26 protein-coding genes and 1 tRNA gene are annotated in these 23,040 nt (G+C 64.3%); 16 read left to right on the top strand and 11 right to left on the bottom strand.

The genetic code is table 11. The features are described from left to right. The 3 genes from HWX69_RS14000 (at nucleotide 1) to HWX69_RS13990 (ending at nucleotide 1,649) form a co-directional block, all read left to right on the top strand. Nucleotides 1-435, top strand: a complete 435-nt coding sequence (locus tag HWX69_RS14000; RefSeq protein WP_178917689.1) for a hypothetical protein — start codon at nucleotides 1-3, stop codon at nucleotides 433-435. Continuing rightward, nucleotides 432-1,097, top strand: coding sequence for an ATP-binding protein (locus tag HWX69_RS13995; protein ID WP_178917688.1), 666 nt, complete (start codon nucleotides 432-434; stop codon nucleotides 1,095-1,097). The genes HWX69_RS14000 and HWX69_RS13995 overlap by 4 nt, the downstream gene beginning before the upstream one ends. Nucleotides 1,098-1,211: 114 nt before the next feature. Next, the gene (locus tag HWX69_RS13990) at nucleotides 1,212-1,649 is read left to right on the top strand and encodes a hypothetical protein (RefSeq protein ID WP_178917687.1); all 438 of its coding nucleotides are present in this window, start codon (nucleotides 1,212-1,214) and stop codon (nucleotides 1,647-1,649) included. Nucleotides 1,650-1,762: 113 nt separating this feature from the next. Here HWX69_RS13990 and HWX69_RS13985 read toward each other — a convergent pair whose 3' ends face one another. From HWX69_RS13985 to HWX69_RS13970, 4 genes are all read right to left on the bottom strand, one after another. Then, nucleotides 1,763-2,206, bottom strand: coding sequence for a hypothetical protein (locus HWX69_RS13985; RefSeq protein ID WP_178917686.1), 444 nt, complete (start codon nucleotides 2,204-2,206; stop codon nucleotides 1,763-1,765). A gap of 163 nt (nucleotides 2,207-2,369) precedes the next feature. Next, nucleotides 2,370-2,750, bottom strand: a complete 381-nt coding sequence (locus tag HWX69_RS13980) for a hypothetical protein (protein WP_178917685.1) — start codon at nucleotides 2,748-2,750, stop codon at nucleotides 2,370-2,372. A 297-nt stretch (nucleotides 2,751-3,047) separates the two neighbouring features. Then, nucleotides 3,048-3,122 (bottom strand) — tRNA-Ile (locus HWX69_RS13975). Between the two features lie 74 nt (nucleotides 3,123-3,196). Continuing rightward, a complete protein-coding gene (locus HWX69_RS13970; RefSeq protein ID WP_178917684.1) occupies nucleotides 3,197-3,778 on the bottom strand; it encodes an FxsA family protein in 582 nt (193 codons plus the stop codon). Between the two features lie 96 nt (nucleotides 3,779-3,874). Here HWX69_RS13970 and gpmI point away from each other — a divergent pair, with 96 nt between their 5' ends. Then, nucleotides 3,875-5,389, top strand: a complete 1,515-nt coding sequence (gene gpmI / locus HWX69_RS13965; protein WP_178917683.1) for a 2,3-bisphosphoglycerate-independent phosphoglycerate mutase — start codon at nucleotides 3,875-3,877, stop codon at nucleotides 5,387-5,389. On the opposite strand, the gene HWX69_RS13960 is transcribed toward gpmI, so the two are convergent. Then, nucleotides 5,386-6,078: a DUF1405 domain-containing protein gene (locus HWX69_RS13960; RefSeq protein ID WP_178917682.1), complete on the bottom strand. Its 693-nt coding sequence runs from the start codon at nucleotides 6,076-6,078 to the stop codon at nucleotides 5,386-5,388. The genes gpmI and HWX69_RS13960 overlap by 4 nt on opposite strands. 96 nt (nucleotides 6,079-6,174) lie before the next feature. Here HWX69_RS13960 and pdxS point away from each other — a divergent pair, with 96 nt between their 5' ends. Beyond that, nucleotides 6,175-7,080, top strand: a complete 906-nt coding sequence (pdxS, locus tag HWX69_RS13955; RefSeq protein WP_178917681.1) for a pyridoxal 5'-phosphate synthase lyase subunit PdxS — start codon at nucleotides 6,175-6,177, stop codon at nucleotides 7,078-7,080. Between the two features lie 75 nt (nucleotides 7,081-7,155). Next, nucleotides 7,156-8,052: an ATP-grasp domain-containing protein gene (locus HWX69_RS13950; RefSeq protein WP_178917680.1), complete on the top strand. Its 897-nt coding sequence runs from the start codon at nucleotides 7,156-7,158 to the stop codon at nucleotides 8,050-8,052. Nucleotides 8,053-8,380: 328 nt separating this feature from the next. On the opposite strand, the gene HWX69_RS13945 is transcribed toward HWX69_RS13950, so the two are convergent. Both HWX69_RS13945 and HWX69_RS13940 read right to left on the bottom strand, forming a co-directional pair. After that, nucleotides 8,381-8,635: an MTH865 family protein gene (locus tag HWX69_RS13945; protein ID WP_156707198.1), complete on the bottom strand. Its 255-nt coding sequence runs from the start codon at nucleotides 8,633-8,635 to the stop codon at nucleotides 8,381-8,383. Between the two features lie 85 nt (nucleotides 8,636-8,720). After that, on the bottom strand, nucleotides 8,721-9,143 hold the full coding sequence (locus HWX69_RS13940; protein WP_178917679.1) for an SCP2 sterol-binding domain-containing protein: 423 nt from the start codon (nucleotides 9,141-9,143) through the stop codon (nucleotides 8,721-8,723). A gap of 167 nt (nucleotides 9,144-9,310) precedes the next feature. On the opposite strand from HWX69_RS13940, the gene HWX69_RS13935 reads away from it, so the two are divergent. From HWX69_RS13935 to HWX69_RS13925, 3 genes are all read left to right on the top strand, one after another. After that, nucleotides 9,311-11,692, top strand: a complete 2,382-nt coding sequence (locus HWX69_RS13935; RefSeq protein ID WP_178917678.1) for a hypothetical protein — start codon at nucleotides 9,311-9,313, stop codon at nucleotides 11,690-11,692. A gap of 122 nt (nucleotides 11,693-11,814) precedes the next feature. Next, on the top strand, nucleotides 11,815-12,252 hold the full coding sequence (locus HWX69_RS13930) for a hypothetical protein (RefSeq protein WP_178917677.1): 438 nt from the start codon (nucleotides 11,815-11,817) through the stop codon (nucleotides 12,250-12,252). Between the two features lie 84 nt (nucleotides 12,253-12,336). Next, nucleotides 12,337-12,879, top strand: coding sequence for a hypothetical protein (locus HWX69_RS13925; protein ID WP_178917676.1), 543 nt, complete (start codon nucleotides 12,337-12,339; stop codon nucleotides 12,877-12,879). Between the two features lie 44 nt (nucleotides 12,880-12,923). On the opposite strand, the gene HWX69_RS13920 is transcribed toward HWX69_RS13925, so the two are convergent. Further along, on the bottom strand, nucleotides 12,924-13,799 hold the full coding sequence (locus HWX69_RS13920) for a homoserine kinase (RefSeq protein WP_178917675.1): 876 nt from the start codon (nucleotides 13,797-13,799) through the stop codon (nucleotides 12,924-12,926). Nucleotides 13,800-13,888: 89 nt separating this feature from the next. Here HWX69_RS13920 and HWX69_RS13915 point away from each other — a divergent pair, with 89 nt between their 5' ends. Both HWX69_RS13915 and HWX69_RS13910 read left to right on the top strand, forming a co-directional pair. After that, nucleotides 13,889-15,190, top strand: coding sequence for an NAD(P)/FAD-dependent oxidoreductase (locus HWX69_RS13915; protein WP_178917674.1), 1,302 nt, complete (start codon nucleotides 13,889-13,891; stop codon nucleotides 15,188-15,190). Nucleotides 15,191-15,324: 134 nt separating this feature from the next. Then, nucleotides 15,325-15,657 (top strand): DUF5789 family protein, encoded by a 333-nt coding sequence (locus tag HWX69_RS13910; RefSeq protein WP_178917673.1) that lies wholly within the window; start codon nucleotides 15,325-15,327, stop codon nucleotides 15,655-15,657. Nucleotides 15,658-15,701: 44 nt separating this feature from the next. Here the strand turns inward: HWX69_RS13910 and HWX69_RS13905 are convergent, their stop codons facing one another. Continuing rightward, nucleotides 15,702-16,298, bottom strand: coding sequence for a DUF6149 family protein (locus tag HWX69_RS13905; protein WP_178917672.1), 597 nt, complete (start codon nucleotides 16,296-16,298; stop codon nucleotides 15,702-15,704). A gap of 220 nt (nucleotides 16,299-16,518) precedes the next feature. On the opposite strand from HWX69_RS13905, the gene HWX69_RS13900 reads away from it, so the two are divergent. Then, on the top strand, nucleotides 16,519-17,763 hold the full coding sequence (locus HWX69_RS13900) for an NAD(P)/FAD-dependent oxidoreductase (protein ID WP_178917671.1): 1,245 nt from the start codon (nucleotides 16,519-16,521) through the stop codon (nucleotides 17,761-17,763). Nucleotides 17,764-17,840: 77 nt separating this feature from the next. Continuing rightward, the gene (locus tag HWX69_RS13895; protein WP_178917670.1) at nucleotides 17,841-18,830 is read left to right on the top strand and encodes an ATP-binding protein; all 990 of its coding nucleotides are present in this window, start codon (nucleotides 17,841-17,843) and stop codon (nucleotides 18,828-18,830) included. 9 nt (nucleotides 18,831-18,839) lie between these two features. Here HWX69_RS13895 and HWX69_RS13890 read toward each other — a convergent pair whose 3' ends face one another. Both HWX69_RS13890 and HWX69_RS13885 read right to left on the bottom strand, forming a co-directional pair. Next, complete coding sequence (locus tag HWX69_RS13890) at nucleotides 18,840-20,651, bottom strand: SLC13 family permease (protein ID WP_178918346.1); 1,812 nt, start codon at nucleotides 20,649-20,651, stop codon at nucleotides 18,840-18,842. Between the two features lie 64 nt (nucleotides 20,652-20,715). After that, nucleotides 20,716-21,246 (bottom strand): DUF1097 domain-containing protein, encoded by a 531-nt coding sequence (locus HWX69_RS13885; RefSeq protein ID WP_178917669.1) that lies wholly within the window; start codon nucleotides 21,244-21,246, stop codon nucleotides 20,716-20,718. A gap of 101 nt (nucleotides 21,247-21,347) precedes the next feature. Here HWX69_RS13885 and HWX69_RS13880 point away from each other — a divergent pair, with 101 nt between their 5' ends. The 3 genes from HWX69_RS13880 to HWX69_RS13870 are packed head-to-tail and all read left to right on the top strand — an operon-like array spanning nucleotide 21,348 to nucleotide 23,014. Further along, entirely contained in the window at nucleotides 21,348-21,764 is a 417-nt protein-coding gene (locus HWX69_RS13880; RefSeq protein WP_178917668.1) for a DUF7124 domain-containing protein, read from the top strand. A 44-nt stretch (nucleotides 21,765-21,808) separates the two neighbouring features. Continuing rightward, complete coding sequence (locus HWX69_RS13875; protein WP_178917667.1) at nucleotides 21,809-22,669, top strand: hypothetical protein; 861 nt, start codon at nucleotides 21,809-21,811, stop codon at nucleotides 22,667-22,669. A 42-nt stretch (nucleotides 22,670-22,711) separates the two neighbouring features. Next, nucleotides 22,712-23,014 carry a hypothetical protein gene (locus HWX69_RS13870; RefSeq protein WP_178917666.1) on the top strand — a complete coding sequence of 101 codons (303 nt, stop codon included), beginning with the start codon at nucleotides 22,712-22,714 and terminating at the stop codon, nucleotides 23,012-23,014. The last annotated feature ends 26 nt before the right edge of the window (nucleotides 23,015-23,040 follow it).

Here is a 23,040-nt window from a genome sequence, read left to right as displayed (position 1 = left end):
ATGGGGGACATGGACCCGTCTTCGGCCGCGGCGAAGGCGCTCGGAGAGGAACCGGACCGAGAGGCGGCAGAGGGACGGCAGACGTCTGAGAGGTCGACCGACGAGACAAGTCGGGAGTCGTCTCGGGAGTCGTCGCGCACGTCGGGGCTTCGGTCGATGCTCTCCTCGACGGAACCGGAGGTTTCGCCACAGCAGGCCCGCGGGTCGTTCGACCTCTCGACGCCGTGGTACGCCCACTTGGAGGCCGGAATCGAAAAGGCGTCCAACGCGCACGGAACGCCGGCTTGGGTGCATCTCACCGTGGCGTTCCTGCTGCTGCTCTCCGCCGAACTCGACTTGTCGATTCCGACCGGCGGTGATGAGTCGGGCGACGGTGACGACCTCGAGGACGAGGGCGACGGCGCGGCGGTCGACGGGGGTGTTCACTCGATATGAACGACCGATTTTACCTCACCGACGGGGCACACGTGTTCATCACCGGGGCAACCGGAGCCGGGAGCGAGTTCGGTGGCAAGACCGTTCTTCTGAATTGGTGGGTGACCCGCGCCGTCGAGCAGGGACACCACGACCTCGGACTGATATTCAACGCGAAAGGTCACTCGTTCATCCGGGGAAAGACGGTTCGAACGCTCCAAGACCTCGCCGACGCCTACCGCTCGGGCTATCGGCTGTTCAACTTCATCCCGATGGATTCAGAGGACGACCACGAGGGCGTGATGCAGATGCTTCGGGAACTGCCGGGGTCGAAGATAATCGGGCATGACGAAGGCCACGAGTACGCCGATAGCGAGATGCTCGACTGGATGTTTCGACAGGGTGGGAACGTCGAAGACAGTATCCGGTTCGAGACTGGTAACATCCGGTCGCTGTTGACCTCGCAACACCCATGGGACCTGCCTGAAGCGGTGACGAACAACGTTCCGCTGTTCGTCTATCTCGGCCGTAAGAGTCCGCAGGCGAAGCGATATTTCACAACGATGCAGATTGCCGGGGCCTACGAGCAGATGCCCGACATGGACCCCTACGAGTGGACCGTGTTCAACGCCGGCGAGTTCGTCGAGAAGAACCCGCCCGTCCCGGAGGAGTACGCGCCATGAGTTTGCCGACAGTCTGCCGAAAGTGCGAGGAACGGACCCGTATGCGAGGAAACTTCATGTGCCCGACGTGCCACCCAGAAACCTCACCGGACAGCTACGAGGGGGAATACGCGGATGATTGAGCTACCGATTCGGTCTCTCGGCCGGTCCCAGCAGCGACGGGTCCAGGGCGACGAGTTCGATTCTCTCGCCGAGTCGTTGGTCGCCGAGGAGTACGGCCTGTCGGAGTTCAACGACGCGGAGTGGTACGACTGCGTCTTGAAGTCGACCGGGGCGAAGTACGAGGTCAAGAGTACGTCGTCGAGGATTAGATCGGGGCCGGGGCGGTTCCGACTGTGGGAACAGCAGCATCGGTCCATGACGGCGGCAGAGGGCCAAAACGCGGCGTGGTATGCGTTCGTGCTGCTGGATACCGACGACGGCGTGATTCGGATACAGCGGCGTCGGCCGTCGACGGTGACGGGCATCATCAACGACCGGGGTGGGTGGAACCGTTCGGGTCACCAATCGAAGGGGCGACAGCACAAGCTACCCATCGGCGAGGTCTTCTAAGAAAGAGCGGCGGCCCTATCGGCCGTGGGGGTCGTCGTTGGTGCCGTCGTCGAACTCGGTTAGGTGGCGTTGTAGCACGTCGCCGAGTGCTTCACCGGCTCGCGCTCGCGTTCTCATCCGTCGGTTACCTCCTCTCGGAGCGTCAGGGGGTGGACGGCCACGTGGCCGCCTTTCATCGTCAACAGGCCGCTACCGTCTAACCGCTCGATGACGGTCTTTCGGATGAGTGGTTTCTTCGTGTTCGGGTGGGTGCTGTTCGCTAAGATGTCGACGGCCTCCTCGTAGTCGTAAACGCGCTTTTCGTCCTCGTCGGCCAACTGAAGATAGGCGTCGGCGAGGTCGCCGTCTCTCGGTAACACGTAAGCGCTGTTTTCCGATGACGGAAGGTACTCGTCGAGGGCGTCCCGTAGGATGGAGCTTTTCTTCTCGCCGGTGGCGTCGAGGTACTGGCCGAGTCGATAGGCCAAGTCGCCCGACAGTCGAGTTTCGGCGCGTTCTTCGACGGTGTGGCGGTCGTTGCTCTCCGAATCGCCGGGGAGTCGAGAACCGCTGCTCATGCTCGCCTCCTGTCCGCAAACCGCGGTGGGTGTGCGGACACAGATGAAACGGAGGTTCGAGGACCCCGCATGCGGGGGGTCGAAAAACCGGGGTCGTTTCGACTGGACGGTATGGTGGCGGACACCCCCCCGCGGAAGGCTAAAGGTGTGGGGCGGGTCCCCCTCACTTCAGTTCACCTCGTCGTCGGCCGCCGTCTGCGAGGGCGCGTTCTACGTCGTTGCTGTGTCGCTCGTCGTCGTCTTTCAGTCTCTCGCGGGCGAGGTGCGACCGAACGGCCCAAAGGTGGGCGCACGGGCCGTCGTGGTGGACCCAGCCGCGGCAGCGGCCGGTCCGGGTGCCGTCTTCGTCGACGGTCCAACAGTCACCGGCCCAGCCGTCGGGCTCGCGCTGGAGTTCAGCGAGGTGTACGTCTTCGCTGTCGGCGAAAGCGATGATGTAGCCGCGGCCGCTGGGGTCGGTGACTACCTCGTAGTCCGTGCTGCGGGCGCGGTCGATGCTGGCCGAGTCGTCGTCGAGGACATCGAAGCGGAGAGACTTCGTCATGGTCCGCGGTACACCTCCCCGGCTTCGTGGGGGCCGTTCGGGCACTCGTAGCTCGGAATGCCGGACCCGGGCGAGGTTGTCTTCTTCATCCTCGCCGCGCAGTGCGGACAGTACCGGGTCATGCCGCACCTCCGGTTTCGGCTAAGAGAATCGGGCGACGTGAGGGGTGGCCATGCAAAAACCTCCTCGGATTATCCAAAAAGCGGCGCTGCTGGAAAGGTGGTATCGCCGGAAATTGGTTGGCTGGGGAGGTCTGCGCCCGTTTCAGCCCCGGACAACAATCGCCGGGGAAAGGGATGGGCCAACTCGGATTTGAACCGAGGACCTCCCGGTTATCAGCCGAGCGCTCATACCTAGCTGAGCTATTGGCCCTAGGTAGGCGCATTTCATCGTAGCGCGGTTGGTTGTTTAAACGTTTCTTTTCGGCGGCCCTTCGGTTGGCGATGTCACGCCCGGCGGTCGGTTGAATCGTCGCCGTCGTCGTCAGGTTCCTCCGCGTCGGAAAACTCGTAGGCGTCCTCGTCGATATCGACCGGCTCCGAGCCGGGGCGGCCTTCGTCCATGCCCTGTCGGAAGAACTCCTCGCCGGGGTCGCCGCCTTCATCGGCGTTCGGGAACCCGCCGATGTAGACGTTGCCGGAGGCGAAGCCGCCGGTCTGGGCGTCGATGTACGGCTTGACGACGTACCGCTTGGTGAACACCCGGATGGGATACCGCGTCGGCGGCAACACCAACAGCAACCCGAGGAGGTCGGTCACCAGACCGGGGGTGAGCATCAAGACGCCGGCGACCAACAGGAGAGCCGCGTCGAGCAGTTCGTCGGTCGGTGGCTCGCCTTGTGCCAGCTTTCGCTGGAGGCGCTGGAGTGTGTGACGCCCCTCTGCGCGGGCGAGCAGCAGTCCGATGAGCGCCGTCAACACGACGAGTGCGACCGTCACTACACCGCCCAACTGCGTCGCCAGGACGACGAGCAGCATGATGTCGAGCAGGGGGACGAGCAGCAGGACGCCGATGACCCGCAAGTCCATACCACGGTGTCCGGCGGGGCGCGGGAAAACCCTTCCGAGACGGCAAACCGACGAACACCGACACGGCCTTACGCCGCCGACGGCTTCCCTCGGGTAATGAGAGCAGCGCTGGTCATCCTCGACGGCTGGGGGCTCGGCGACGGTGGCGAATCGGACGCCGTCGCCGCCGCCGACACGCCGACGTTCGACCGCCTCCGCGAGACGGGTGCCTTCGGAACCCTGGAAACACACGGTCGACGCGTCGGCCTTCCGGAGGGACAGATGGGCAACAGCGAAGTCGGCCACCTCAACATCGGTGCCGGCCGCGTCGTCAAACAGGACTCGACGCGCATCACCGACGACATCGACGCCGACGTCTTCGCCGACAACGAAGCCATCATCGACGCTTTCACGCACGCACGCGACAACGACGGCCGCGTCCACTTCATGGGGTTGGTCAGCGACGGCGGCGTCCACTCCCACCAAGCACATCTCCACGCACTGGTCGAACTCGCGGGCGAGCGCGGCGTCGATGCCGTCACCCACGCCTTCACCGACGGCCGCGACACGGCCCCGAAAAGCGGCGCGGGCTTTCTCGCGGACCTCGAAGCGGTCGCCACGGAGGCCGGTACCGGCGACGTGGCGACTGTCTGCGGTCGCTACTACGCGATGGACCGCGACGAGAACTGGGAGCGGACGAAACGCGCCTACGACGCCATCGTCGACCGAGAGGCGCCCTTCGAGACCGATTCGGCTGTCGAGGCCGTCGAGCAGTCGTACGCCCGCGGCGACACCGACGAGTACGTCGAACCAACGCTCGTCGCCGACGGCCCCGCGCTCGAAGACGGCGATTCGGTCGTCTTCTTCAACTTCCGGTCGGACCGCGCCCGCCAACTCGTCAGGATGCTCGCCGACATCCGCCCGGAGTGGGACTTCGAGACGACGCCGCCGGACACCTACCTCGTCACGATGACCGAGTACGACGAGACCTTCGAGTTGCCCGTGGCCTACCCGCCGTTAGAGCCCGAAGAGACCCTTGGGGAGACGGTCTCGAAGGCCGGCCTCACGCAACTCCGGATGGCCGAATCCGAGAAGTACGCCCACGTCACCTACTTCCTCAACGGCGGTCGCGAGGTCGAGTTCGAGGGCGAACACCGCGAAATCATCCCGAGTCCGGACGTGCCGACATACGACGAGCAACCCGAGATGAGCGCCCGCGAAGTGACCGACACCGCCGTCGACTACATCGACCGCGAGGACCCCGACGTGTTGGTGTTGAACTACGCCAACCCCGACATGGTCGGCCACACGGGCGACTTCGAGGCCGCCGTCGCCGCTGTCGAAGCCGTCGACGCACAACTGAACCGACTCGTCGAAGCGGTTCGGGCGGCCGGCGGACACGTACTCGTCACCGCCGACCACGGCAACGCAGACGACATGGGCACTCCCGAGGACCCCCACACCGCACACACGACGAATCCCGTTCCGTTCGTCTACGTCGCTCCCGACGGAACCGATGGCGGCCGCCGCGTCCGGGAGGGTGGAACGCTCGCGGACATCACCCCGACGCTACTCGAACTCATCGGCGTCGAGAAGCCGGACGCGATGACCGGCGAGAGCCTTTTGGATTAAATCGCACTCGCACGCTGCTTTTCGATTCGTGTCGCCAGCGCCAGATACACCGCGATGACGAGCAACACGACCGCGCCGGCGGCCGCGACGCCGAGTGCGTCGGCACCCAAAAAGACGGGCGTCTCCCGCTCCAGCGGAATCAGGGTGTGATGGAGGTCGCCGCGAACGGGAACGAAGTAGTCGACGACGGTGTCGACGGTGTACCACAGCGTCGCGACGCCGACCGCCCGCGGGTCGAAGTCCCCGATTCGGTGCAACAGGAACGCCTGAACCACCATCGCTGCGTGACTCCAGATGAGGAACTGCCGCATCGCCGGGTGGAGATAGCTGAAGGCGTCCCAGTAGGCGAAGTGAACGTACACCGTCCACCCGCCCAGGATGATGTTGCCGAAGAAGGCGAGTGCCGTCAGCCACGCCTGTGGCCGGTCGAGTTTCCACGCCGCCAAGGCGAGGGCGATGAGCAGCGTCGCCGCGGGGCTGTCGGGGACGAACGGCCACATCTCGACGGGCGTAATCTGGAACTGAAACCGGTAGTAGTAGAAGCCGAAGGCGGTGCCGGCGAGGTTGACGAGGACGACCAGCCACGCGAGGTTGAGGCCGAGGTTCTCGATGGCCTCCGGCAGCGGCGCGACGTACCGCGGGAGGTCCTCGCGGGGCACGTCGGATTCGAACAACCCTCGAAAGTCCATGTGGCCTCCACCGAGCGATGGCACAAAAACACCTCGGCACCGGCCACCACCCGTCGAAAGACACGCGTTAAGTGGGTCCGACTCCAACACGGGCGTATGACCGAAACGGACCTCGAAGAGCTCCGTCGCGGGACGGACCTCGTCAAGCGCGGCTTCGCGAAGATGCAGAAAGGTGGCGTCATCATGGACGTCGTCACCCGCGAACAGGCCCGAGTCGCCGAGGACACTGGCGCAGTCGCCGTCATGTCGCTGGAGGCAGTCCCCGCAGACATCCGCAAACGCGGCGGCGTCGCTCGTATGGCCGACCCCGCGGCCCTCGAAGAGATCATCGACGAAGTGTCGATTCCGGTAATGGGGAAGTGCCGCATCGGCCACACCGCCGAGGCACAGATTCTCGAAGCCACGGGCGCCGACATGCTCGACGAGAGCGAGGTGCTGACGACCGCCGACGAGCGATACCACATCGACAAACGCGATTTCACCGCGCCGTTCGTCTGTGGCGCCCGCAACCTCGGCGAGGCGCTGCGCCGCATCGACGAGGGCGCCGCCATGATTCGAACCAAAGGCGAGGCCGGCACCGGCGACGTGAACCAGGCCGTCACCCACCAGCGCAACATCCAGCGGTCGATTCGGAAGCTCTCCGGAATGAACTACGAGGAGCGCGACGAGTGGGCCCGAAACAACGAGGCTCCGCGCGAGTTGGTCCACGAGACCGCCGAGATGGGCCGACTGCCCGTCGTCAACTTCGCCGCCGGCGGCATCGCCACCCCGGCCGACGCCGCGCTCATGATGCAGTTGGGCTGTGATGGCATCTTCGTCGGCTCCGGCATCTTCGGCGCCGAGGACCCCACCGCGATGGGCACCGCCATCGTCGAGGCCGTCAACAACTACGACGACCCCGAGAAACTCCGCGACATCGCCAAGGGCATCGGCAAGGGCATGAAGGGACAGGCCAACGAGACGATGCCCGAAGAGGAGAAACTGCAGGGCCGCGGCGTCTGAACGCCCGGTAACCCGACTACTGTATTCGACTTCCGGACGATATTCTTACGGTCGTGCCGACTCGACTCCCGAGTCATGGCGCCGCTCGATATCGGTCTCGTCACCGGTGAGAAAGCACCCTCCCTCACCGACGACGGCAAGGATCTCGCCGCCGAGCTGTCGACTCGCGGCATGGAGGCGGAGCCGGTCGTCTGGAGCGACGACCGGGCCGACCCCTCGGCGTTCGATGCCGTCGTGTTTCGGTCCTGTTGGCAGTACCACCGCCAGCCGGAGGCGTTCCGACGCTGGCTGGACCGTCTGGACGAAGCGGGCGTCACCGCCGTCAACCCCACGTCGGTCGTCCGCTGGAACATGCACAAGTCTTACCTCCGTGACCTCGCCGAGGCCGGCGTCGATATCGTCCCGACAGCGGCGGTTCCGGCGACGAGCGACCGGGAACTGGAATCGATACTCACACGTCGCGGCTGGGCGGAAGCCGTCGTCAAACCGACTATCGGGACCAGCTCTGCGGGCGTCTGGCGCGTTTCACGCGGTGCCGCCACCAACAGCGACGCCCGAGAGCGATTCGAACGTGCCCGTTCGGAGGGCGACCTCCTCGTCCAAAAATATCTCCCAGAAATCTTCGAGGGCGAGCGTTCCCTCGTCTTCTTCGGCGGCGAGTACAGCCACGCCTCCCTCCGGTTGCCTGCAGACGACGACTTCGCCGCAAACGACGTAGTCGAACCGTACGACCCGTGGGAGGCGACGATAGCGACCGCGCAATCGATTCTCGACGCGGCACGGGCCCGCTTCGACCTCGCTCCCGAAGCACTGCCGTACGCCCGCATCGACGGCATCGTTCGGGAGGGCGAGTTCCTGCTGTCGGAGTTGGAGCTCATCGAACCGTTTCTCGGACTCGAACGTTCGCCCGGCGCCGTCGAGCGCTTCGCCGATGCTATCGAGGCGGCTCTCGCGGTCGATAGCACGGAGTAGCGCTCGGTACGCTCGTTTCGGAAAAGGGGTCGACGACCCTCCGTCAACGGCTCGTGTTCAGCGTCGTTCGAGGTGGAGCCTCCGACCTCAAGGAGCGAGCGTAGCGATCGAGTAGGTCGGAGAGGAAACCGACATGGTACTACACCAACCACGCTCGATGACTGGCCGACTCCCCCACCAAATCGTTTGTGATATAAAGGCATGGCACTACACCTGAAACACGGATGGAGGTACGTCGCACCGTCCCCGTCAAGCCAGAACGGGAGTCCACGCGAAAGCCCCACCCTCAACGAAGCGAACGGCGAAGCCGTGAGCGAGTAGGGGTAGTTTACACGTAGCCTTCGTCTTCGAGGCCGTCCATCAGGGCGTCGACGAGTTCGTCGACGCTGTCGTAGGGGTAGTCGGCCTGTCCCGACGCTTCTTGATTCAGCTCCATCGCCGTGATGGTCTCGTCGCCGATGTCGAACGTCGTACCGGGGCCCTGCGGCAGGGCGGGCACGAGGTCCATCGGGCTGTTCACGGGGTAGTCGGCGCCACCGAAGGCGTCCTCGAACTGCTCTCGAACTGCGTCTCTGTCTGCCATGGTGCACCACGACGGTTCTCGGGATTCGAGTTGGGCGTGATGCCTCTCAATGCTGGCCGTTTAAAACGAGACGAGTCGGAACCGGTCAGTAGGTGTACTCCGTGTCGATGCGCTGGCCCGTCTCGCTCATCGCGACGGCGGCCTCGCTGTACTGCAGGACTTTCTGCATGTCGCCTTCGATGTCGAAGACGCCGGACATCATCCCGTCTATCGGGCCGATGTCGCCCTGATTGAGCGCGACCCAGTCGTCGTAGTCGCCCCGATAGACGAATCCGGCGTCGACCTCGTCGGGGGAATCGATTTCCCGCGCTTCGGTGCAGGTGCCGTCCTCGAGAGCGATGAAGAAGTATCGGTCTTCGGGGAGTCGGTCGTCGGCGCGGATGTGGAACACGAAGTCCCCGTTGAAGCCGACGCCCCACCCCTGACCCTTCTCGGCGTACTCGTCGTTGTCGTTCAGTTGTTCACGCCACTCTACGATCCACTCTTCGGATGGGAACGGAATAGACATGTGTGAATACCTGTGGTGTGTGTCGACAACCCACTATCGGTCGTGTCGGAAATAAAAGGTTCGGCAGGGGACGGCGGTGGCCGCTTTCGGTTCCCCCGGCTTAAATGGCCGTGTACACCCCCCGCAACGCTTTATTACATAGCACAGACACACCCGTGTAGATACTCGTGACTACCCGTAACGCACAGAGTCAACCCGAGGCGTCCGAGGAGGCTGCCTCGCTGGACGACGGGGTCTTGGGGGCGGCCCTGGTGGGGTCGATACTCGGCGGCCTCGCCGGCCTCGCGGTCTTCAACAGCCTCGCGCCGATTCATCTCGCGTTCATCGGCAGCGTCGTCGGCGTCGGCGGCACCGCGAGTTACGGTGCGTGGCTCGGCTTGGCCCTCGTTCTCGGCTTGGTGTTCGCCGCGTTCGCGGCACCGGCCATCACCGCCTATACCGCCGCGACCACGTGGTTGACCGCACGAATCGTACTGTTCCGCAAACTCGTCCAACCGCTCGTCGTCCGCTCGCCGCTGGGGACGACCGCGGCCGGGGTCGGCCTCCTCTACGGTGCCCTCGCGGGCGTCGTCGTCGGATTGGTCGTCGTCCCCTCGTTCATTCCGGCGGCCGACGTGCCGCTGACGAACACGAACATCGTCGCCGGCTACGCCGTCTTCGGTCTCGTCTTCGGTCTCGGATACGGACTCACGCTCGAAGGAACGATTCCGCTCCCCTCCTTTTCGTTCATCAGTCCTCGGGTCCGGGCGACCGTCCTCGCACCGACTCTCGCCAGCACCCTCTCGGGTGCCATCGTCTACTCTCAACAACCGCTGTATCTCCGCTATCTCGGTGCGATAGCCGGCGACGGCGTCCCGACGACCGGTCTCGGCATCTGGGTTGGACTCACCGCCGTGTTGGGGCTGTTGTTCGCGCTCGTCGCCGGAGGTCACGCCGCTCGCGGTAACGGCACCACCGGTTACGGTTTCGTCTACGGCATCGTGCTGGCCGTCTTCGTCGGCCTGCTCGCGGTGCCGGCGGTCGCCTCCGCGGTGACGCCGTTCGAACTCGGCTTCGGCAACGTCGCGGTGAGCACCCTCGGCGCGTTCGTCGTCTACGGCGTCGTCCTCGGATCGACGTTCGGGAAGGTCGTCAACCAACGGCCGCTCCGACCCGCCTTCCTCGTCGGCCGAAGCCGTGCCGTGATGTTCTCGGCGCTCGTCGCCGGCGCCGTCTCCGGCGGACTGCTCTACGTCAGCTCTCCGGTCTACCTCCGACTGCTCGGTGCCATCGTCGGCTACGGCGGCTCCGAAGGCGTCGGGTTCGGCATGTGGCTAGGCCTCACCGTCCTGTTCGCGATGGCCTTCGCCGCGCTGGGCGCCCGTCGCGTCGAACGGAACGACGTGCCAACCCAGACCGGCCTGAAGGTCGGTTCGGTGTACGGCGTCCTGCTCGTCTTCGTCGGGATGCTCGTCATGCCGTCGGTCATCAGCTCGGCGACGCCGTTCGGGCTGCCGACGCCGCACACCAGCGGCACCGTGTTGGGCGCCTACCTCCTCTTCGGGGTCGCCTTGGGCGCCGTCTACGAGGGGACCCGGGGTGCCGGTCTCACGCCGGCGTTCCTGCACGGCCGCGGCGTGCCCGTCATCGGCGGCGCTGTCGTCGGTGGCGTCGCCGGTATCGGCCTCGTTTACGGCGCGCTCCCGCCGAACCCCTATCTCTACGTCCTCGGAAACATCGTCGGGATGCCGACACTGACCGGCGGCGTCGCCGTCTGGTTCGTCCTTTCGCTCCTCGCCGGCCTGCTGTTCGTGCCGCTGGCGGCCGGGACGCTCGAACGCCGCCTCGGCTTCGTCCGCGGCGTCGGCGTCGGCGTCATCTACGGAGCCGTTCTCACCGCTGCTTTCGGCGTCGTCGGCGTTCCGGCACTCACCGCCATCGACCTACCGCATACCGCCCCGCCGGTCGCCGGCTACTTCGTCTTCGGTGTCGTCTTCTCGGTCGTCTACACGCAACTCCGGAAGCAAACTATCGTCCGCGAGGACCTCCCCACCTCGACGGCCATCGGGACGAGCGGCCAGCGCGCCATCGTCTTCGGGTCGCTGTTCGGCGGCTCCGTCGGCGGCCTCATCGTCCACCACATGGTCGGCGGCGGCGCGATGCGGTTCCTCGGTGCCATCGTCGGCTACGGCGGCAGCGTCACTATTGGGTGGGCAGTCTGGCTCACCATCTCGCTGATTCTCGGGTTGATGTTCGCCGTCGCCGTTGGCCCACGACTCAGCAAGTACGCTCGCTCGATGGACGAGTTCGTCGAAAGCGACGCCGACCTCGACGCCGTCTTCGGCGACTTCCTCGACCGCGCCCCAGTCACCACCGCGGCCGCCGTCGCCGGCTTCGTCTACGGCATCGTCGCCGCCATCGCCGTCGGCGCCATCGCGGTTCCCCTGGCCGTCAACACCGTCACGCCATTCGGACTGTTCGTCCCCACCCTCCAGCCGTGGTTCCTGCTGGCCTTCGTCCTCTACGGTGTGGTGATGGGCGTCGGCTACGGCGTGATTAAGGAATTCTGAATTCCACCGTTTGATATCGAATCTCGCGCCTCTCTCCAAGTACGGTTGTTCTGTCGGTGCCGCTTCGCTGTTGTCGAATACCTATGGAGTACCTATTTTATCGTAGCAAAACAGAACCGAATATGTCGAACAGCAGCCAGCACAGTCGGTACAACTCCTTACTCATCGAGGTATTTGCGAGTAAGTTGTATCTCGACCGACTATCGGAGGCTGTCTTCGGACGGCGGAAGTACGGACCCCATCTGCTGCTCGGCAGTGCGATTGCTCTCAGCTATGCCTTCCGTACACCGCTGTTGCTAGCCGAGCCGTGGCGATTTACGACGAGTCTGAGCATCGTCGGGGGATTGTGGCTTGGACTCATCGGAGCACGATATATGCGTAACGGGTACGAGGATGCAATTGACCACCTGCGGTTAGAGCAACGTCCCACGGAGTACGACCACAGTCAGTTCGCGACGATCGTATCGCTCCGAATGCAAGCGGCGATTTACGTCCTTGCGCTGGTTGGTATCTATGTCAATTTCTTCGGGTTCGGTGCTGAGACACTCATCGCCGAGTAGGGAACGTGGCCGGTCGCCGTTCGATGGTTCATCGCCCTCCCGCTCGCTTACGTCCCCATCATCATAGACGTCGGGACGATGTTTTTGGGGGTTCATTTCCTGCTTCCACGGCGCCTCGAGAAGGCCGATTTGAACCTCTTCTTCTACGACCCACGGAATATGGGTGGCTTCGCCCCAATCGGCCAACTGCTGAAGCGTGCGTATTACGTATACACCGGCGGCCTTCTCGCGTACTTCTTCTTCATATACATACCAATAATTTTCTCCGGCGTCATCGACTCCACCTACGAGGTTGGCACGTCTACCACGGTGTTCTTTTCGGTCGCTTGGCTGATGGGTGTCGTCTCTATCGGCTACTCGATGTGGAAGGTCCACACGCTCATGGCGGGAAAGAAAGAACGCCGACTGAAGGAGCTAGAAGACGACCTCCGTGACGTCATTGAGAACCCCTACGACATCCGGAACTCGACGGTGGCCGACGAGGGAAAGCGCAAAGAAATCGTCCGCCAGTTAGACCACGTCAGAGGTATGAAGGAGTACCCGACGACGTTCACCATGTGGTCTCAGATACTCATCAGCGTAATCCTACCACAGGTCCTCAATATGACGATTCAGATAGCGGGCTGATGACCTCATAGGTTCCGAAACCAATCTTTTACGGACTCTCCGACTCAGTAAATCGTCGCGCCTTTCCCGATTTCCGTCTGGTAGGCCCGCGCCTCGACGCCCGCGTCCTCGAAGGTATCTATCATCGTTCCAGCGATGTCACGACGGTCCCGTTCGTGGCAGGCGGCGATGACCGCCGGACCTGCCCCCGAGATGGTGACGCCGGTCGCGCCGGCCTCGAAGGCCGCCTCCCGGACTTCGCTGTACCCAGTGATGAGTTTCGCACGTGCAGGCGTGACGATGCTGTCCTTCATGCCTCGGCCGACGAGGTCGGGGTCGTTTCGCGCCATCCCGACCGCCAGCGTCGCGGCGTTGCCGACCAACTCGACGACCTGTTCCATCCGCGCGCCATCGGGAACGACCTCGCGGGCGTCCCGCGTCGAGACGACGATTTCCGGCAGGCAGGTGACCAGTGGAATCGAGGCGTCGAGTTGGGTGACGCCGTCCTCGCGAGCGATGGTGAACCCGCCCATAATCGAGGGGGCGACGTTGTCGGCGTGGGCGGCGCCGGAGACGACCGCCTCGCCCTCCGCGGCGATGGGAACCAACTCCTCGCGGGTGAGACCGCGGTCGTACAGTTCGTTGAGGCCGACGGCGGCAGCGGCGGCGGAGGCGGCCGACGAGCCAAGCCCCGAGGCCGGCCGAACCCCCTTGTCGATGCTGATGTGGGCGGGGGCGTCCAGCGCCTCCGCGACCGCCCCGACGGTGTTCTTCTCGGGGTCTTCGGGGATGTACTGACTGCCGACGCCGGTAACGTCGATAGTGGTGCGGTCGGCCTTCTCGACGCGAACCACGTCTGCGGGCCGCTCTAAGGCGGCACCGAAGACGTCGAAGCCACTGCCCAGATTCGCACTCGTCGCCGGGGCCCGCACCGTGACCATGCCCGCTGTACCGGTCGGCCCCGGATAAAGGTACCCGAACTGCTCGCCCAGTCAAAAGAGCCAACACCGCCGAGGGCGCAGGCCCGAACATGATTGGTATCGTCGGCGGCGGGCTCGCGGGCCTCGCTGCCGCCTACCGCCTCCAGCAAGCGGGCCGGGAAGCACACGTCTTCGAAGCCGCCGACGGCGTCGGCGGCCTCGCCGCCACCTACGAGACGAGCGGCGACCGCATCGAGGCCTTCTATCACCACCTCTCGAAGTCCGAGGAGACCATCGTCGAACTCGCCGCGGAGTTGGGCGTCGACGACCGACTGGAGTGGCGCTACGGCTCCGACGCCTACTACGTCGACGGCGTCGTCCACCCCATGAACAAACCCTGGGAGATACTCGCCTACCCGCATCTCTCGCTGTACGACAAGTTCCGCCTCGGCATGCTCGTGTTGGACATCGATGTCCGCGGCGGCGTCCCCTCTTTCGACAGCTACGAGCGACTCGAAGATTTCGAGGACGTGCCGGTGAAGGAGTTCATCCTCGAACACACCTCTCGGGGCTGTTTCGAGCACTTCTTCCTGCCGCTGTTGCGGGCGAAGTTCGGCGACCGCTGGGAAGAGGTCAGCGCCGCGTGGCTGCTCGGCCGCATCAAATTCCGCGGCGAACGCGACATCCTGAAAGGGGAGGTGCTGGGCTACTTCGACGGTGGGTTCGGCACCTTGCTCGATGCACTCATCGAGGCGGTCGGCCGCGAGAACATCACGACGGGCGCACGCGTGACCGACCTCGACGTTGCGGACGACGTTTCCTCGATGACCGTCGAGACGGCCGACGGCGTGACGACACACACCGTCGACGACGCCGTCGTCGCGGCGATGCCGAACGTCCTGGAGGACCTCACCGGCTACGAATGTGACATCGACTTCCAGGGGACGGTGTGTTCGGTCATCAGCGTCGACGAGCCGCTGACCGACACCTACTGGCTGAACATCGCCGAGGAGGTCCCCTTCGGCGCGCTCATCGAGCACACGAACTTCGTGCCGCCCGAACGCTACGGCGGCGAACACCTGCTGTATGCGGTCAGCTACATCCAAAGCCCCGAAGAAGAACTGTGGCAGATGGACGACGCCGGTGTCGAAGAAGCATGGCTCGACGGTATCGAATCGCTGTTTCCCGACTTCGACCGCGAGTCGGTCAACTGGATACGGACCGCGCGCAATCCACGGACGGCGCCCATTTACGAGCGAGGGTATCTCGATATGGTCGTCCCCTACGACCTCGGCGACGCCGTGCCGGGCGTCTACTACGCGGGGATGGCCTCGCGGGCACAGTACCCAGAACGGAGCCTCGACGGCGCGATAGAAGCGGGGTATGCGGCCGCCGACGCGATACTGGAGTAGACTCCGTCGAACTCTTCAGTAGCGGACACTCTCTGATCCACCTGCGGTCAATACAGGGGGTGCGATGTGTGTTCGAATCGGTCAGCCCGATTGGCGACCAAACCATTATCCGAATCGATTCCCTATTTACACGGATGGCAGATGACAAACAGGGCCGAGACGACCAAGCCGATGATGAAGAGCGACGTCAGCGAGAGCGTGAGCTAGAGGAAGCACGTGACCGCGGCGATGAAGCCGAACCGATTCAGGACGATCCTGGACAGGAACTTGGTGACCTCGATGAAGCACTCCAAAACCAGGAGTATCCAACCACGACGGAAGAATTGATCGAGGCCTTTGGCGACTACGAGATCGAAACGCAGGACGGACAGAAATCCCTCGATGAAGTGCTGGCCCCGATCGACGACCAAACGTATGAGTCCGCTGATGACGTCCGAAGCCGGATACAGGGACTAGTACATCGGTGATGAATCGGTTCTAACAGAGCCCTGGAGCCATAGTCGGCGTCGACTCAGTCGGCCTTCGCGTCCTCGTCGGAGACGCCGGGGGCGTCGGTGACGCTCACGTCAGGCTCCTCGGTGTCGCCACCGACCACCGTCTCGCCGTCGGCGGTCTCGACGTACACGTCGTCGTCGAATCCGGCGACAGCGTTCTCGTACTCCGGCTCTTCGAGTTTTTCCAGCGTCTTCGGCGCCTCGGCAACGCCGTCGTCGGGTGCGAACTCTCCGAGGGGGTCGTCGATGGTGATGTCGTGGGCGACGAAGAACGCCTCGTAGCGACGGTAGTGCGGCTGTAGTTCGTCGCCGGGAATCTCCATCATCTCCGTCCAGCCGTGGTTGAAGAAGTCGAAGTTCGCCTGAATGTGCGTGATTTCGCGGGCTTCGGCCTCGCTGTAGCCCTCCTGTAGCGCGGCGACGTAGGCGTCCATCGTCGCATCGAAGAAGTCATCGAGGTGGTCACGTCGCTCCTCGTGGCGCTCTTCGTCGGCTTTTCCGAGGAAGATTTTCGTGTGCATCTTCACGAGCGCGTAGTTGGCGACGTTACGAACCCCCGGGGTCGTCAACGCCTTCATCGACGCCCAGTGTCGCGGGTTCTGATACAGTTTCATACGCCTCGGTTGGTGTTCGTCGTTCTTCAACCCCCGGAACGCGGCAGCCGTCGGCTTCGAGCGGTAACGATCTGCTCTCGGTCGTGTACAGCGATAACGTCGGATTCTCGTTTCGTTTACAGCGTTCCGAATCGAACCCGAACGACCGACTTCGCCCCGGCGAGACGTGAAGGACCGCGACATAGCAATTCACATTAAGCCCGGCCCTCTACCCGGTGGTATGTGTGCGTCGCACGTCATTATCGGTGACGGCATCGCCGGCTCGTCCGCCGCGGAGACGATTCGCGAGGCCGACCCGGATGCCGATATCACCGTCATCACGGAGGAAGGGGAAGCTCTCTACAATCGGATTCTGATAAAGGAGTTCGCGAAGGGCAAACTGCCCGCCGCGCCCGTCTCGATTCACGACCCCGATTGGTACGAGGAACGCGACATCGATCTCGAGTTGAACACCGTCGTCACGTCCGTCGACACCGACGACAAGGCGGTACACACCCACGAGGGCGACGTCTACGAGTACGACAAACTGCTCGTCGCCACCGGCGGGACGCCGACACAGCTCCCAGTCGACAACAGCGACGCCGAGGGCGTCCACCACTTCTGGACGTTCGAGGACGCCCGCGCAATCAAAGAGAACGCCGAACGGGCCGACAAGGGCGTCGTCGTCGGCGCGGGCCTGCTCGGTATCGACCTCGCAGCCATCTGCGGCGCACAGGGTATCGACGCACACTACCTGATGCGTGGGAACGCGTGGTGGCGCTACGCGCTGAGCGAGGAGGGCGCCGAAATCATCCACGAGGCGCTGCGCGATGTCGGCGTCACGCCCGTCTTCGATTCGGGCGTCGACCACTTCGAGACCGACGACGAGGGCCACGTCACGGCTGCGGTCGACCCCAACGGCGACCGCTTCGAGGCGGAGTTCGCCGGCGTCGCCATCGGCCTGAACTTCAACACCGAATTCCTCCGCGGCAGCGGCATCGAGACGGACAACGGCATCGTCGTCGACGAACACATGCAGACCAACGTCGAAGACGTCTACGCCGCCGGCGACATCACGCAGTTCCACGACGTGATTCTGGGCGAGCGCGCACAGAACGGCGCGTGGGGATCGGCCAAAGAGCAGGGTTCTATCGCCGGCGCGAACATGGCCGCCGACGGACCCGAAGAGACCTTCGAGTGGGTCTCCTCGTACTCCATCACGCACTTCGGTTTTCCCTTCCTCTCCTTCGGCCATCCGACGCTCGGCGACGATTCCGTCGAAAAGAAGTACGACGAGGGAACGTGGCGCCGCGTCGCGCTCAAGGACGGTCGCGTCATCGGCGGCGTCCTCATCGGCGACCTCGCACCGCAGTCCGGCCTGAAGCGACTGGCTCGCGAACAGATCGACGTCTCCGGCAAGGAAGACCTCCTGCTCGAAGAGCAGATCGATGTCGAGGCCTTCGAGGAACCCGCCACGGCAGAGTAACTCCCGACGAAGAATCTGGCGTCGATTCTGCAGTTCGATTTATGTAACGGAGCCACCTCTCTACCGAGGATACTCGGATGGATGGGGAGTGTTCACTACTCGAACGGTCGCTGGATGCCCTCGGCGATATCTTCTACGTGTACGACGCCAACGGGCGGTTGGTTCACTGGAACCGCCGTCTGAACGAACTGTTCGGTCTCTCCGACGCCGAACTCGAAGGGATGCTGCCGGCGGCATTTTTCATCGAGGCCGACCGCCCGGCCGTCAACGACGCCGTCGCCGAGGTGTTCGAAACCGGCGTCACCGTCGTCGAGGCGCGTGCCGAAACGAGCGAAGGACTCGTCCGGTTCGAACTCACCGGACGGAAACTACTCGATGGCGAGGACGTAATCGGGTTCTCCGGGGTCGCACGCGACGTGACCGACCGCCGCGACCAGGAGTGGCTGTTGGCGACGCGCAACGAACGGCTCTCGGAGTTCGCCGACGTGTTGGCACACGACCTCCGGAACCCACTGGCGGTCGCGCGGGGGAATCTCGAACTGTATCGGACCGGCGGCGACCCGGCGACGCTGGAAAGTGTCGAGGGCGCACTCGACCGCATCGACGCCATCATCGCGGACATCCGAACGACGGCACGTGATGGCATCCCCCGCTCCGAACTCGTCGAGGTGTCGCTGCCGGAGGTCGCCGAACGGGCGTGGCAGGCCGTCGTCAGCGGGACCGGAACGCTAGACGTTCGAACGGACGGCTCGGTCGCGGCCGACCCCGCACAACTGCAGCGAGTCTTCGAGAACCTCTTCCGAAACTGTATCGAACACGGCCCCCACGGCGTCACCGTCGCCATCGTCGAGACGCCGACGGGGTTCGCTGTCGAGGACGACGGTCCAGGACTATCGTCGGTGGACCGCGCCGAAGCCCTCCAACCGGGCGTAAGCGGGTCGGACGACGGGACCGGACTCGGACTCTACATCGTCCGAAGCGTCGCGGAGTTCCACGGCTGGACGGTTGTCCTCTCGGAACGTCCCGGTGCTGGCCTCCGAGTCGAATTCGACCTCGAATCGGCGTGAGACCGGCGTTCAAACGCCGTACAGCCAGACGATTCCTAGCGTCGTCACGGCGGTGAGGAGCAACTGCAGCGGCGCGCCGACGCGCGCGAAGTCGGTGAACTTGTAGCCGCCGGGACCGTACACCATCAGGTTCGTCTGATAGCCGATTGGCGTCAGCATCGCCGTCGAGGCGGCGAAGGTGACCGCCAGCACGAACGCGAAGGGGTCGGCACCCAACTGAATAGCGGCGTCGTATGCGACCGGCACCATCAACACGACGCTGGCGTTGTTGCTGATGACGTTCGTGACGAGTGCGGTGAACAGATAGAAGACGGCGAGTAAGGCGACCATTCCCAACCCGGCGCTACTGCCGACGACGAGGTCGGCGAGCCACGCGGCCGCCCCCGACTCCTCCATCGCCACGCCCAGCGGGATGAGGCCCGCCAACAGGAAGATGACGTTCCAGTCGACGGCGTCGTACACCTCGTTGGGCTTGACACAACCGGTGACGACCATTCCGAGGATGCCACCGAGTGCCGATATCATGATGGGGAGGATGTCGAGGGCCGCGAGGGCGACGACGCCGGCGACGATGCCGACGGCGACTGGAATCCGTTCCGACCGGAAGTACGGCCGGGTGAGTTCCTGGGCGACGACGAAGTTCCGGTCACGGCCGAACCGGTTGACCGTGTCCTCGGTGGCCTGTATCAACAGCGTGTCACCGGCACGGAGGCGGCGTTTGTCCATCCGCTGGTGGATGATTTCGCCGCCGCGGCGAATCGCGAGGACGGTCGCGTCGTAGCGCTGCCGGAAGTTCAGCGTCTCCAGGGTCTCTCCGAGAAGGTTGGTATCAGGCGTGAGGACGATTTCGACGAGGCGCTGTTCGCCCTCCTCGCGAATATCGCTCTCCTCACCTTCGAGGAGTTCGTCGGTCGCGTCCACGTCGGGGGCGAAATCCAGTCCCTCGGCGTCCATCAAACCGACCAGACTCTCGCGGTCGACGCGCAACACGAGAATGTCGCCCTCCCGGACGACTTTTCGGGACAGCGGTTCGTTGAACGACTTCCGGTCGCGAATGAGTTGGACGATGTCGGCGTCGACGTCGATGTCCGACAGCGACTCGTCGACCGAGCGACCAACCATCGGCGAGTCCTCCCGGACGACGACTTCGGTGAGGTACTGCTTCATCTCGAACTCGTCGGTGAGCTCGGTCCGGGCCTTGATGCGCTCAGGGAGGAGTCGCGGCCCGAACGCCAGCAGATACAGCGTCCCCGAGACGAGGACCAAGAGCCCCAGCGCCGTGAACTCGAACATCGAGAACGGTTCGGTCGCGGCGCCGCCGATGCGGTCGTAGACGTCGGAGGCGAGGATGTTCGTCGACGTACCGATGAGCGTCAGCATGCCGCCCATCATCGACGCGAAGGAGACGGGGATGAGCAACTTCGACGGCGAGATGCCGGTTCGGTCCGACAGTTCGGTCACCATCGGAATCATCACCGCGACGACCGGGGTGTTGTTGATGAACCCGGCGCTGCCGCCGGCGAGACCCAGCACTGCCGCCAGTTGCCCGAAGGGACTCTCGCCGAACCGCTCGGCGATTTCCCGACCGATGATGTTGACGACGCCGGTCCGTCGGATACCCTCCGAGAGAACGAACATCGCGAGCACCGTCACCGTCGCCGAGGAGGCAAAGCCGGAGACGCCGTCTGCGGGCGTGACGCCGGTCCAGGGCTCCAGAACGACCAGCGAGACCAGAACGCCGATGGCCGTGATGTCGATGGGAACCGGCTCGGCGACGAAGAGGGCCAACGCGACGAGGATGACCGCGAAGACGACGAGCATCTCCGTCGTCAGCCCGGTGCCGGCGAGGAGGGGAAACACGCTCGCGGATTCACCTGACCGCCGCCTAAAGGTTCTGGTCGGGGGTGAGCCGCGAGGACAGTTCGTCCGCGCCGAGGCCGATGACGGCGCCGAACAGCATCGACACCACGGCAGCTAGCGTCTCACCGGGGAGGCCGGTGACGCCGAAGGCCGTCGCTTCAGCGGCTTCGACGCTGAACATCGTCGCGTATCCGAAGAACGCACCCGGGGTAAACGACAACAGCGGGACGGTTTCGTGCAGACTAGCCAGGAACATGAACCCGCCGACGACGAGGCTGAGCGCGAGGACGCCACCTCCGAAGAGGCCGTCGACGATTGCGAGTGTGGCGGCAGCGTAGAGGATGCCGGCGAGATTGCTCGCGTACCCCCGGACGAGCGCGTCGAAGCCGCTTCCAACCGCGAAGAACGTTGCCGACGCGATGAACGACGGCCACAGCGGTATTTCGAGCCCCACGACGAAGCCGTAAGTCCACGGCACCGAGGCGATGCCGAAGACGACGGCGAGTGCGGGAACTCGGTTCCACTCCGTGAGCGGACCCGGACGGACGGAACCCATACCCGCTCCGTCGACGTGGGCGCCGATAACTGTCCGGGTCGAAGGCGGGGCCGCCTCCCCGTATCCAAAGTGTTTTCTCCGGTGGCCTCCCCCACTCGCGTATGGATGGCGGCGGCTCTACGGACATGACACTCGCGTTCGAGCTGGAGGCGCTCAAGCGGCTTGCACGGCCCGAAGAGGTGTTCTCCGACGCTCGCACGTGGAGTGAGTACGTCGGTGTCGTCTCCGATAAGCCGACGTACGTCGTGACGAACTTCACGCGGAAGAACCGCATCAGACAGGACTTCTTCTCCGGACCCCGGGGCCGCGAGGAGAGCCTCGAAAACGTCAAGAAACAGTTCGACACCGACCGACACGTCTTCATCGGCGTCGACGACGACGATGCCGCCCTCGCGGAGTCGGTCGACTGGGAGTTCCTCCCGGTCGAACAGGCTGCCGAGGCCGCCGAGTGGGACCTCGGCGACCCCGAAGACGAATCAGGCGACGAGGACGGCGAGGAACGCGACGACTGGCCCTAACGGTTTCGGCCACGCTTAAGAGGCCCGCGGGCGCCCACTCGTCTATGAGTCTCGACATCGGCGAGGCGTTCAGCGACGGTACCTCCAGAACGTTCGCCAAGAACGGCCTGCTGTTGGCGGCGGCCTTCGCGGTGGTCACCCTCCTCTTCGGCGTTTTCGCACAGACGCTATCGGTCGGTTTACTCGAAACGATGCTCGAATCGTTCCAAGGGCTGTCGCCGGAGGAACTCAACGTCAGCCAACAGGAGTACGAGACGCTGATTTCGGACCTGCAGACACAGGTGGAGGCGGCTCGGGAGTCCTCACCGCTCGCGTTGGGACTTCCCGCGGGCGTCGCAGCGGGCGCCCTCCTCGCGCTCTCGCTGGTTTCGGAAACGGTCTCCATCGTCGCCGTGCGGACGTTCGCTGCCGCCGACTCCGAAGCAGTCGCCAGTGAGCGCCTCACCGAGAACATCCTGCTCGCGACGCTCAACGGCTTTATCGGCAGTATCGTCGTCTGGGGGCTCATCATCGTCGGGTCGGTGTTCCTCCTGTTGCCGGGGATATTCTTCGCGGTCGTGTTCCTCTTCATGCGCCAGCGAATCGCCATCGAGAACGAGAACTTCGTCGAGGCGATGGCCGAATCGTGGCGGCTGACGAAGGGCCACCGCATCGAGGTGTTCGCTCTCGGATTGCTCGTCGTCGTCGTCTCGCTCATCGACGAACTGGTCGGGTCGGTTCTGAGCCTCGTTTCGCCAATCGCTAGTGCAGTGATTACCGCTGCCATCGGCGGGGTCATCTTGGCCTTCGGCGCCGCAGTCGTCACGCGCGGCTACGTCCAACTCGAAGCGGACGAGACGGAGCCCGACGACGAGGACGCCGATCCCTACGACGCGGCGCTCGGGCCGGAGGACATCCCGGAGTAACGGCCACTGGATTATTTCTCGCTGCGGATCGTATCCCTCACCATGAGCGACCCGGATATCGAAGTCGACGTGGAGGTCGAGGTAGCGGTCGACGAAGACGAACTCGAAATCGAGGTCGGCGACGCCACCGAGGCCGAGGCGGAACTGGAGGCCGACGGCGTGGAAATCGAAGTCGAGGTCGAAGTCGAGCGGCACGCAGTCGATGAGAGCTCCGAGACGGAGGGGAGAGAAGACGACGCGGAAGGGGACCACGAAGGGGACCACGAAGACGCTGACTCGGAGGAGCCATCGTCTGAGAGCGACGAGGACGAGGAGGTGGACGAGCCCGACGACGACGAGCCGTGAGTCCGACCGTCGCGGAACGCTGTTTT

This window comes from Natronomonas gomsonensis (assembly GCF_013391635.1).
In the GTDB taxonomy this organism is placed as follows: Archaea; Halobacteriota; Halobacteria; order Halobacteriales; family Haloarculaceae; genus Natronomonas; species Natronomonas gomsonensis_A.
This window is presented reverse-complemented; position numbering and strand designations above follow the sequence as displayed.

What these genes read in the sequence shown, in the direction of transcription:
- HWX69_RS13915 (WP_178917674.1), top strand. Translation starts at nt 13,889, where the DNA reads ATGATTGGTATCGTCGGCGGCGGGCTCGCGGGCCTCGCTGCCGCCTAC.
- HWX69_RS13910 (WP_178917673.1), top strand. Translation starts at nt 15,325, where the DNA reads ATGGCAGATGACAAACAGGGCCGAGACGACCAAGCCGATGATGAAGAG.
- HWX69_RS13945 (WP_156707198.1), bottom strand. Translation starts at nt 8,635, where the DNA reads ATGGCAGACAGAGACGCAGTTCGAGAGCAGTTCGAGGACGCCTTCGGT.
- HWX69_RS14000 (WP_178917689.1), top strand. Translation starts at nt 1, where the DNA reads ATGGGGGACATGGACCCGTCTTCGGCCGCGGCGAAGGCGCTCGGAGAG.
- gpmI (WP_178917683.1), top strand. Translation starts at nt 3,875, where the DNA reads ATGAGAGCAGCGCTGGTCATCCTCGACGGCTGGGGGCTCGGCGACGGT.
- HWX69_RS13880 (WP_178917668.1), top strand. Translation starts at nt 21,348, where the DNA reads ATGGATGGCGGCGGCTCTACGGACATGACACTCGCGTTCGAGCTGGAG.
- HWX69_RS13985 (WP_178917686.1), bottom strand. Translation starts at nt 2,206, where the DNA reads ATGAGCAGCGGTTCTCGACTCCCCGGCGATTCGGAGAGCAACGACCGC.
- HWX69_RS13875 (WP_178917667.1), top strand. Translation starts at nt 21,809, where the DNA reads ATGAGTCTCGACATCGGCGAGGCGTTCAGCGACGGTACCTCCAGAACG.
- HWX69_RS13895 (WP_178917670.1), top strand. Translation starts at nt 17,841, where the DNA reads ATGGATGGGGAGTGTTCACTACTCGAACGGTCGCTGGATGCCCTCGGC.
- pdxS (WP_178917681.1), top strand. Translation starts at nt 6,175, where the DNA reads ATGACCGAAACGGACCTCGAAGAGCTCCGTCGCGGGACGGACCTCGTC.
- HWX69_RS13970 (WP_178917684.1), bottom strand. Translation starts at nt 3,778, where the DNA reads ATGGACTTGCGGGTCATCGGCGTCCTGCTGCTCGTCCCCCTGCTCGAC.
- HWX69_RS13990 (WP_178917687.1), top strand. Translation starts at nt 1,212, where the DNA reads ATGATTGAGCTACCGATTCGGTCTCTCGGCCGGTCCCAGCAGCGACGG.
- HWX69_RS13930 (WP_178917677.1), top strand. Translation starts at nt 11,815, where the DNA reads ATGTCGAACAGCAGCCAGCACAGTCGGTACAACTCCTTACTCATCGAG.
- HWX69_RS13900 (WP_178917671.1), top strand. Translation starts at nt 16,519, where the DNA reads ATGTGTGCGTCGCACGTCATTATCGGTGACGGCATCGCCGGCTCGTCC.
- HWX69_RS13980 (WP_178917685.1), bottom strand. Translation starts at nt 2,750, where the DNA reads ATGACGAAGTCTCTCCGCTTCGATGTCCTCGACGACGACTCGGCCAGC.
- HWX69_RS13950 (WP_178917680.1), top strand. Translation starts at nt 7,156, where the DNA reads ATGGCGCCGCTCGATATCGGTCTCGTCACCGGTGAGAAAGCACCCTCC.
- HWX69_RS13995 (WP_178917688.1), top strand. Translation starts at nt 432, where the DNA reads ATGAACGACCGATTTTACCTCACCGACGGGGCACACGTGTTCATCACC.
- HWX69_RS13885 (WP_178917669.1), bottom strand. Translation starts at nt 21,246, where the DNA reads ATGGGTTCCGTCCGTCCGGGTCCGCTCACGGAGTGGAACCGAGTTCCC.
- HWX69_RS13905 (WP_178917672.1), bottom strand. Translation starts at nt 16,298, where the DNA reads ATGAAACTGTATCAGAACCCGCGACACTGGGCGTCGATGAAGGCGTTG.
- HWX69_RS13870 (WP_178917666.1), top strand. Translation starts at nt 22,712, where the DNA reads ATGAGCGACCCGGATATCGAAGTCGACGTGGAGGTCGAGGTAGCGGTC.
- HWX69_RS13920 (WP_178917675.1), bottom strand. Translation starts at nt 13,799, where the DNA reads ATGGTCACGGTGCGGGCCCCGGCGACGAGTGCGAATCTGGGCAGTGGC.
- HWX69_RS13960 (WP_178917682.1), bottom strand. Translation starts at nt 6,078, where the DNA reads ATGGACTTTCGAGGGTTGTTCGAATCCGACGTGCCCCGCGAGGACCTC.
- HWX69_RS13940 (WP_178917679.1), bottom strand. Translation starts at nt 9,143, where the DNA reads ATGTCTATTCCGTTCCCATCCGAAGAGTGGATCGTAGAGTGGCGTGAA.
- HWX69_RS13890 (WP_178918346.1), bottom strand. Translation starts at nt 20,651, where the DNA reads ATGCTCGTCGTCTTCGCGGTCATCCTCGTCGCGTTGGCCCTCTTCGTC.